This is a genomic window from uncultured Flavonifractor sp. (assembly GCF_944387675.1).
Taxonomy (GTDB): Bacteria; Bacillota; Clostridia; order Oscillospirales; family Oscillospiraceae; genus Flavonifractor.
This window is the reverse complement of sequence record NZ_CALXFV010000099.1, coordinates 1-7,910: the sequence shown is the minus strand read 5'-3', so window position 1 is coordinate 7,910 and position 7,910 is coordinate 1. Positions and strand designations below refer to the sequence as shown.

At 63.9% G+C, this 7,910-nt stretch carries 9 protein-coding genes; 8 read left to right on the top strand and 1 reads right to left on the bottom strand.

The features are described 5' to 3' along the window. On the bottom strand, positions 1-697 hold a 697-nt coding region (locus tag Q0J74_RS09270), incomplete at its 3' end, for a hypothetical protein (RefSeq protein ID WP_297213741.1). Positions 698-868: 171 nt separating this feature from the next. On the opposite strand from Q0J74_RS09270, the gene Q0J74_RS09265 reads away from it, so the two are divergent. The 8 genes from Q0J74_RS09265 to Q0J74_RS09230 all read left to right on the top strand — a co-directional run. Continuing rightward, positions 869-1,732 (top strand): class I SAM-dependent methyltransferase, encoded by an 864-nt coding sequence (locus Q0J74_RS09265; RefSeq protein ID WP_297213737.1) that lies wholly within the window; start codon positions 869-871, stop codon positions 1,730-1,732. A gap of 14 nt (positions 1,733-1,746) precedes the next feature. Beyond that, positions 1,747-2,610 carry an energy-coupling factor transporter ATPase gene (locus Q0J74_RS09260; protein WP_297213735.1) on the top strand — a complete coding sequence of 288 codons (864 nt, stop codon included), beginning with the start codon at positions 1,747-1,749 and terminating at the stop codon, positions 2,608-2,610. A gap of 36 nt (positions 2,611-2,646) precedes the next feature. Next, complete coding sequence (locus Q0J74_RS09255) at positions 2,647-3,510, top strand: energy-coupling factor transporter ATPase (RefSeq protein WP_297213731.1); 864 nt, start codon at positions 2,647-2,649, stop codon at positions 3,508-3,510. Continuing rightward, positions 3,511-4,323, top strand: a complete 813-nt coding sequence (locus Q0J74_RS09250) for an energy-coupling factor transporter transmembrane component T family protein (protein WP_297213728.1) — start codon at positions 3,511-3,513, stop codon at positions 4,321-4,323. It abuts the gene before it with no gap. Between the two features lie 25 nt (positions 4,324-4,348). Next, positions 4,349-5,098 carry a tRNA pseudouridine(38-40) synthase TruA gene (truA, locus tag Q0J74_RS09245; RefSeq protein ID WP_297213726.1) on the top strand — a complete coding sequence of 250 codons (750 nt, stop codon included), beginning with the start codon at positions 4,349-4,351 and terminating at the stop codon, positions 5,096-5,098. 31 nt (positions 5,099-5,129) lie between these two features. After that, complete coding sequence (locus Q0J74_RS09240; RefSeq protein ID WP_297213723.1) at positions 5,130-6,323, top strand: DUF5711 family protein; 1,194 nt, start codon at positions 5,130-5,132, stop codon at positions 6,321-6,323. A gap of 15 nt (positions 6,324-6,338) precedes the next feature. Beyond that, positions 6,339-7,052 (top strand): CvpA family protein, encoded by a 714-nt coding sequence (locus Q0J74_RS09235; protein WP_297213719.1) that lies wholly within the window; start codon positions 6,339-6,341, stop codon positions 7,050-7,052. Positions 7,053-7,146: 94 nt separating this feature from the next. Next, positions 7,147-7,910 (top strand): AAA family ATPase (locus tag Q0J74_RS09230; protein WP_297213714.1); only part of this gene is annotated, 764 nt, incomplete at its 3' end.

Genomic DNA, 7,910 nt, shown 5'->3' with positions numbered 1-7,910 from the left:
ACTTTTTCTCCTCCAGAGGCAGGGGGTCAGGGGCCTTATGCGCCCCGACACAGGCCTGGACCATCTTTTCCAGCCGTTCGTCCTGGGCGCAGAACTGGCTGGTAATGGACTCCAGCACGGCCCGCACCCGCTCCAGCTCCCCGCTGGTGTGGGAAATGGTGGCGTCCATATCGGTGCGCAGTTCCTCATAGCTCTTGCGCACCCGCTGCAGCCACTGCTCCATATCCCGGCGGGCCTGTTCCACCCGCTCCTCCGCCTCCGCCTGCACCGCCTGCGCCCGGCAGTGGGCCTCCAGCTCAATGCCGGCGGTGCGATCCTTCACCTTCTCATAGGCCTGGGCCGCCGGCTCCGCCCGGGACAGCTTGTCCTCCGCCGCCGCCAGCGCCGCCCGCACCCGGGCCAGCTCCTCCTCCGCCTGACTCAGGCGGGTCCGCTCTTCCTCCGCCCGGTTCCGCTCCTCCGCCAGCTGCTCCTCCAGCTGGCGGAGCCGCTCCCCGTCCGCCTGGGCCTGCCGACCGGCCTGGCCGGCCGCCTCCTCCAGCGCGGCCCGCTCCTTCCGGACCTCCTCCAGCTCCCGGGTCAGCTCCTCCAGCTTCTCCCGGTGCTCCTGGTTGGAGGATTCAATATAATTCAGCACATCCTGCTTCTGAAAACCGCCAAAAGCCGCCGTGCGGAACTGAAGCTCTGCATCACTCATATCGGGAACCCCATTTCTCTCATTTTTCTCCCGGGCGCCGGGAAAGCCATTTATGAGAGCTATTTTATCACAGTTTTCGCCATAACACAATTCTTTCTTCACGTTGACGGGGAGAAAGGCTGGTGATATAATGGGATGATTATGACAAGACGTACGGCGGAGTTGACGCACATGTGGATCTCTGAATTTTGGAAGGACTATGAGCTGCTGGACTGCGGCGGCGGGGAGCGGCTGGAGCGGTGGGGCCGGTATACCCTGGTGCGGCCGGACCCCCAGGCCATCTGGCGGCCGGAGGGGCGGCACCCGGGCTGGCGGAAGTACGACGCCCGGTATCAGCGCTCCTCCACCGGCGGAGGCCAGTGGGTGAAAAAAGACCTGCCGGAGCGGTGGGAGCTGGGCTACAGGACTCTCACCTTCAACATCAAGCCCATGAACTTCAAGCACACCGGGCTTTTCCCCGAGCAGGCGGCCAACTGGGATTTCGCCATGGCCCGCATCCGCGCCGCGGGCAGGCCGGTGAGCGTGCTCAACCTGTTCGCCTACACCGGCGGGGCCAGCGTGGCCTGTGCCGCGGCGGGGGCCAGCGTGTGTCATGTGGACGCCGCCCGGGGCATGGTGAGCTGGGCCAGGGAGAACGCCAAAAGCTCCGGCCTGGAGAGCGCCCCCATCCGCTGGATTGTGGACGACTGCGGCAAGTTTGTGGAGCGGGAGATCCGCCGGGGCCGGCGGTATGACGCGGTGATTATGGACCCCCCCTCCTACGGACGGGGTCCCTCCGGGGAGATCTGGAAGCTGGAGGAGAACCTCTTCCCCTTTGTGGAGCTGGTGAGCCAGGTGCTCAGCGACCGGCCCCTCTTCTTCCTCATCAACTCCTACACCACCGGCCTGTCCCCCTCCGTACTCACCTACCTGCTGGAGACGCTGGTGGCACGGCGCCACGGGGGACACACCGAGAGCCAGGAGCTGGGTCTGCCGGTGACCGCCACCGGATTGGCCCTGCCCTGCGGCGCCACCGGCCGCTGGACCGCCGAATAAGGAGAGCTTTCACCATGAATGACGCCATTTTGAAAACCCAGGCGCTGCGCTTCGCCTACCAGGATGAGGTCATCCCCGCCCCCATTGTGCTGGACGGGGTGGATCTGGAGATCCAGGCCGGCTCCTTTGTGGCGGTGCTGGGCCACAACGGCTCGGGGAAATCCACCCTGGCCAAGCACTTCAACGCCATTCTCCTGCCCACCGGGGGCAAGGTATATGTGGACGGCATCGACACCGCCGACGAGGACAGACTGCTGGACATCCGCGGCACCGTTGGCATGGTGTTTCAGAACCCGGACAACCAGATTGTGGCCAACGTGGTGGAGGAGGACGTGGCCTTCGCCCCGGAAAACCTGGGAATACCCCCGGAGGAGATCCGCCGCCGGGTGGACGACGCCCTGAAGGCGGTGGGAATGTACGAATACCGGGAGCACGCCCCTCACCTGCTCTCCGGCGGGCAGAAGCAGCGGGTGGCCATTGCCGGGGTCATCGCCATGCGGCCCCGGTGCATCGTCCTGGACGAACCCACCGCCATGCTGGACCCCATCGGCCGAGCCGAGGTCTTGAAAACCATCAAACAGCTCAACCGCACCTCCGGCGTGACGGTGGTGCTTATCACCCACCACATGGACGAGGCCGCCCAGGCCGACCGGCTGGTGGTAATGGCCAAGGGCAAGGTCATTGCCGACGGCATACCCAAAGAGGTGTTTCAGCGGGTGGAGGAGCTGCGCTCGGTGGGTCTCACCGTGCCGGAGACCACTCAGCTGCTGTGGGAGCTGCGCCAGGCGGGGCTGGACGTGCCGCTGGACGCCCTCAGCGACCAGGAGTGCGCCGCCGCGCTGGCCGAGCTGCTTACCAAGGACGTGACCCCCGCCTGAGGGGCATGTACCACCATAATAAAGGAATGAAGTCATTTGGAACCGATCATTGAGACCCGGCGGCTGAGCCACATCTACTCCGCCGGCACCCCATTTGAGCATGGCGCCCTGGTGGACGTGGACTTCACCGCCTACCGCGGAGAGTACCTGGGCATCATCGGACATACCGGGTCGGGGAAATCCACCCTGATCCAGCACCTCAACGGTCTGCTCAAACCCACCTCCGGCCAGGTGCTGCTGGAAGGTCAGGACATCTGGGCCTCCAAGGAGCGCACCCGCCAGACCCGTTTCCAGGTTGGCCTGGTGTTTCAGTATCCGGAATACCAGCTCTTTGAGGAGACGGTATACAAGGACATCGCCTTCGGGCCGGGAAATATGGGCCTGGACCAGAAGGAGATTGACCGCCGGGTGCGGCAGGCCGCCCAGTTCGTGGGCCTGAAGGAGGAGGTGCTGGAGAAGTCCCCCTTCGAGCTCTCCGGCGGCCAGAAGCGCCGGGTGGCTATTGCCGGGGTCATCGCCATGGAACCCTCGGTGCTCATTCTGGACGAGCCTACCGCCGGGCTGGACCCGGTGGGGGTGGAGTCCATTCTGGGCAACATCCACGACTACCACCAGGCCAAAAACGCCACCATCCTCATCGTCTCCCACTCCATGGAGGAGATAGCCCGGACGGTGGACCGGATTGTGGTGGTCAATGACGGCAGAATTCCCTTCTCCGGCACACCCAGGGAGGTATTTGCCCACGGGGACGAGCTGGAGCATATGGGCCTCGGGGTACCCGCCATGACCCGGGTCTTCCACCGCCTGCGGGCCATGGGAGTGGACATCGACCCCTCGGTGTACACCATCCAGCAGGCCAGGGACGCTGTTTTGGCCAAACTGGGAAGGGGGATGGGGTAAATGGCACTGAAGGACATCACACTGGGTCAGTACTTCCCCGGCGCCACCCCCATCCACCGGCTGGACCCCCGGGTGAAGATCATCGGCACCATCGCCTATATCGTGGCCCTGTTCCTGGCCAAGTGGCTGGTGAGCTACGCCCTTTTGCTGGTGGTGCTGGCGATAGAGATCGCCCTCTCCCGAATCGGGCTGAAAAGCATTCTGCGGGGCATGAAGCCCATCCTCATCATCGTGCTCATCACCGGCCTGCTCAATCTGCTCTACACCCCCGGCCAGGGGGCGCCCCTGGTCACCTTCTGGGTGTTTACCATCTATCGGGAGGGGGTGTGGGCGGCCTGTTCCATGGTGCTGCGCATTGCCATGCTCATCACCTGTACCTTCCTGCTCACTTACACCACCTCCCCCATCCAGCTCACCGACGCCCTGGAGCGGCTGATGAACCCACTGAAAGCCGTCAAGGTGCCGGTCCATGAGCTGAGCATGATGATGTCCATCGCCCTGCGGTTTATCCCCACCCTCATTGAGGAGACCGACAAGATCATGTCCGCCCAGAAGGCCCGGGGGGCCGACTTTGACTCAGGCAACCTGGTCCAGAAGGCCAAGGCCCTGGTCCCTCTGCTGGTCCCCCTGTTCATCTCCGCCTTCCGCCGGGCCGACGAGCTGGCCATTGCCATGGAGTGCCGCTGCTACCACGGCGGCGAGGGCCGCACCCGTATGCGGCAGCTGAAACTCACCGCCATGGACGGAGCCGCCCTGACCCTGTCCGCCGCCCTGTGCGTGGCCGCGGGCGTGCTGGCCCGCCTGGGACTGTAAGAAAAGGGGCTGGATGTTCGCTTTGATGAGAAACATTGCCTTGCGACTGATGTATGTGGGAACCGCCTACCACGGCTGGCAGGTACAGAAAAATGCCGTCTCGGTGGCGGAGACTCTGGAAAAGGCCCTGGCCTCGGTGGTGGGCCACCCGGTACGCTGCACCGGGGCCGGCCGCACCGACGCCGGCGTACACGCCGAAACCTACGTGGCCAACTTCCGTACCTCTTCCCGCATCCCCTGCGACCGGATTCCCCTGGCGGTGAACACCCGCCTGCCGGATGACATCGTGGTGGTAAAGGCCACCCAGGTGCCGGAGGACTTCAACGCCATCGGCTCCTGTCTGAAAAAGGAATACACCTACCGCATTTACAACTCCCACATTCGAAATGCTTTTTATGTCAACCGCGCCTGGTTTTATCCCAAGCATCTGGACGAGACGGTGATGGCCCGGGCGGCCGCCCACTTTGTGGGGACCCACGACTTTGCCGCCGTCCGCTCGGTGGGAACCGAGACCCGCACCACGGTGCGGACGGTCTACTACTTTGACATCGCCCGCAGCGGCGACATCATCCAGTGCCGGGTGTGCGCCAACGGCTTTTTGTACAACATGGTGCGGGCTATGGTGGGGACGTGCGTTTACGCCGCCGACGGGAAATTCTCTCCCGACGACGTACCAGCCATCCTGGACGGCCGCAACCGGACCGCCGCCGGACCCACCGTACCCGCCGGCGGGCTGTACATGACCAGGCTGTGGTACCACGAGGACGTGCTGTAAGGCGCGCATGATTTCCGGTTAGGAGCATACAATGGACGAGATCAACCGGGGCAGAACCGCCCCATCTCACAAAAAGCGGCCCAACCTGTTCCTCCGCTTTCTCACCTTCCTGGTCACCCTGGCCCTGGTGGTGGGGGCGGTGGTGCTGGTTGTCAACTATGACAAACTGAATTTCGACTCCATCAAACGGTGGTTCGCCTACCGGAACCTGTCCCGGAGTGAGAGCGGACAGAGCCAGTCCTTCACCTTCGAGGGGAGCATCACCAGTTCCTTTGCCGTACTGGACGGGGATCTGCTGGTCTGTTCCCCCAGCAGCATCCGCCTCTACTCCGGCAACGCCCAGCTCTACGTGAATCAGACGGTCTCCATGCAGTCCCCGGCGGTCCGGGTGGCGGGGAACGCCGCTCTGGTTTACGACGTGGGGGGGCAGAGCCTGTTCGTCTACCGGGACCGGGCGGAGGCCTTCTCCCTGGTCCTGGAGGAGGGGCAGCAGCTCATCGCCGCCGACCTGAACGAGGCGGGCTGGCTGGCGGTGGTCACCCAGGAGAGCGGCTACAAGGGCATTGTCACCGTGTACGACAGCTCCTTTTCCCCCCAGATCCGCTTCCGGCTGTCCAGCCGCTTTGTGATGGACGCGGCCATCGCTCCGGACAGCCAGTCGGTGGCTCTGCTCACCGTAGGCCTGGATGAGGACGCCTTCCAGAGCCGGGTGGACCGGTACGGACTGGACCGGACGGAGGCGGAGACGGAGCCGGACTGGGTCTGCCCGGTGGGGAGCGACGTCATCCTCTCCCTGCGGTGGAACAGCAGCGGCATCTGGGCGCTGGGGGAGCACACCCTCTCCATTGTCAGCGCCGAGGGCCAGCTGTCCGGCAGCTGCGACTACACCGGACTGTACCTGAAGGGCTTTTCTCTGGACGGGGACGGCACCGCGGCGCTGCTGCTGGGCAAGTACCGGGCGGGTACCTCCGCCGAGCTGCGGGTGGTCTCCGCCGACGGGACGATGCGGGGCAGCCTGGCTATGGAGGAGCAGGTGCTCTCCCTCTCCGCCGCGGGCCGCTATGTGGCCCTGCTCACCGCCGACCGGCTGGACATTTACGACCAGGATCTGTCCCTCTACAACACCCTCGCCGGCACCCAGGGCGCCCAGAAGGCGCTCCAGCGGGCCGACGGCAGCGCCATGCTCATCGACAGCACCTCGGCCAGGATCTATGTACCCCAGTAATCTCGGAGGAATTTCATGACTGCATTTCTCATTTTCGATCTGATTCTTGTCGCCGTTCTCATCTTCTTTGCCGTCCGGGGCGCCCGCAGGGGCCTGGTACTCTCCCTGTGCGGGCTGGTGGCGGTGCTGGTGGCCTTTGCGGGCGCCGGAATTGCCGCCCGGGTCCTCTCCCCGGTGGTGGCTGATTTTCTGGAGCCCAGGTTCGCCCAGGCCATTGAAGCGCAGCTCAACGAGTCCATTCAGCACACCGAATACATCTCCGACCAGGGTGGCGTGGCAACTCTGCCGGAGGAGGTGCCGCTGGGGGGCGTACTGGAAGCGCTGCGGGAGATGGGCTTTTACGAGACCCTGATTGACAGCATTGACCAGGCGGTGGAGGCCGGCATGTACCAGGCGGCGGCCAGCGCCGCCGCCCAGGTGGCCGCCGCCATCGCCCAGTCCGTGGCCTATCTGATTCTCTTCCTGCTGGGCTTTGTGCTTATTTTGCTGGCCTGGTGGCTCATCAGCCAGGCTCTGGACCTGGTGGCCCGGCTGCCCGGCCTGCACACCCTCAACAAGACCTTCGGCGCCCTGCTGGGCCTGGTGCAGGCCTGCATTCTCCTGTTTGTCACCGCCTGGCTGCTCCAGTTCCTGGGGATTCTGCTTCCCCGGGAGGCGGTGGAGCAGACTTACCTGCTCAAATTCTTCATGTCCACCAACCCCTTTGCCCTGCTGGACCGCCTTTTGTAAGATTTGAGAATTGAAAAAGATTCATAACCAGTTCATAATTTCGGATTAGAATAAATCCTCCGGGAGACCTGTCCCCCGAAAGGAGCTGAAGCATATGCAACCTACTTTGTGTTCCCGCTGCCACAAGAATGTGGCGGTGATCTTTATTCAGAAGCTGGAGGGAGGCACCACCAAAAGTGAGGGCCTCTGCCTGAAGTGCGCCAAAGAGCTGGGCATCAAGCCCGTGGAAGATATGATGCAGAAGATGGGCATCAGCGACGAGGACCTGGAGGGCCTGACCAACGAGATGATGTCCGCCTTCGGCGGGGCTGAGGGCATGGATGGGCTGGTCCCCAACGAGGACGGGGACCAGGATGAGGAGGACGAGGGCAAGACCGCCACCTTCCCCTTCCTGAACAAGCTGTTCGGCTCGGCCCAGAACCCCCAGGCCCAGCCGCCGGAGCGGGACTCCGGCCGGCAGGAGCGGGGCGACAAGGAGAAGAAGGGCGACAAGCCCCCCAAGCGGAAGTTTTTGGAAAACTACTGCATCTCCCTGACCCAGAAGGCCGCCGACGGCAAGCTGGACAACATCATCGGCCGGGAGGAGGAAATCCAGCGCACCATCCAGATCCTCAACCGCCGGCAGAAGAACAACCCCTGCCTCATCGGCGAGCCGGGCGTGGGCAAAACCGCCATTGCCGAGGGCCTGGCCCAGAAAATCTACCAGCGGGAGGTCCCTTACAAGCTGCTGGACAAGGAGGTTTATCTGCTGGACCTCACCGCCCTGGTGGCCGGCACCCAGTTCCGGGGCCAGTTTGAGAGCCGGATGAAGGGCCTCATCGAGGAGATCAAGAAGCTGGGCAACATCATCCTGGTCAT

What these genes read in the sequence shown, in the direction of transcription:
- Q0J74_RS09265 (WP_297213737.1), top strand. Translation starts at nt 869, where the DNA reads ATGTGGATCTCTGAATTTTGGAAGGACTATGAGCTGCTGGACTGCGGC.
- Q0J74_RS09260 (WP_297213735.1), top strand. Translation starts at nt 1,747, where the DNA reads ATGAATGACGCCATTTTGAAAACCCAGGCGCTGCGCTTCGCCTACCAG.
- Q0J74_RS09250 (WP_297213728.1), top strand. Translation starts at nt 3,511, where the DNA reads ATGGCACTGAAGGACATCACACTGGGTCAGTACTTCCCCGGCGCCACC.
- truA (WP_297213726.1), top strand. Translation starts at nt 4,349, where the DNA reads ATGAGAAACATTGCCTTGCGACTGATGTATGTGGGAACCGCCTACCAC.
- Q0J74_RS09240 (WP_297213723.1), top strand. Translation starts at nt 5,130, where the DNA reads ATGGACGAGATCAACCGGGGCAGAACCGCCCCATCTCACAAAAAGCGG.
- Q0J74_RS09235 (WP_297213719.1), top strand. Translation starts at nt 6,339, where the DNA reads ATGACTGCATTTCTCATTTTCGATCTGATTCTTGTCGCCGTTCTCATC.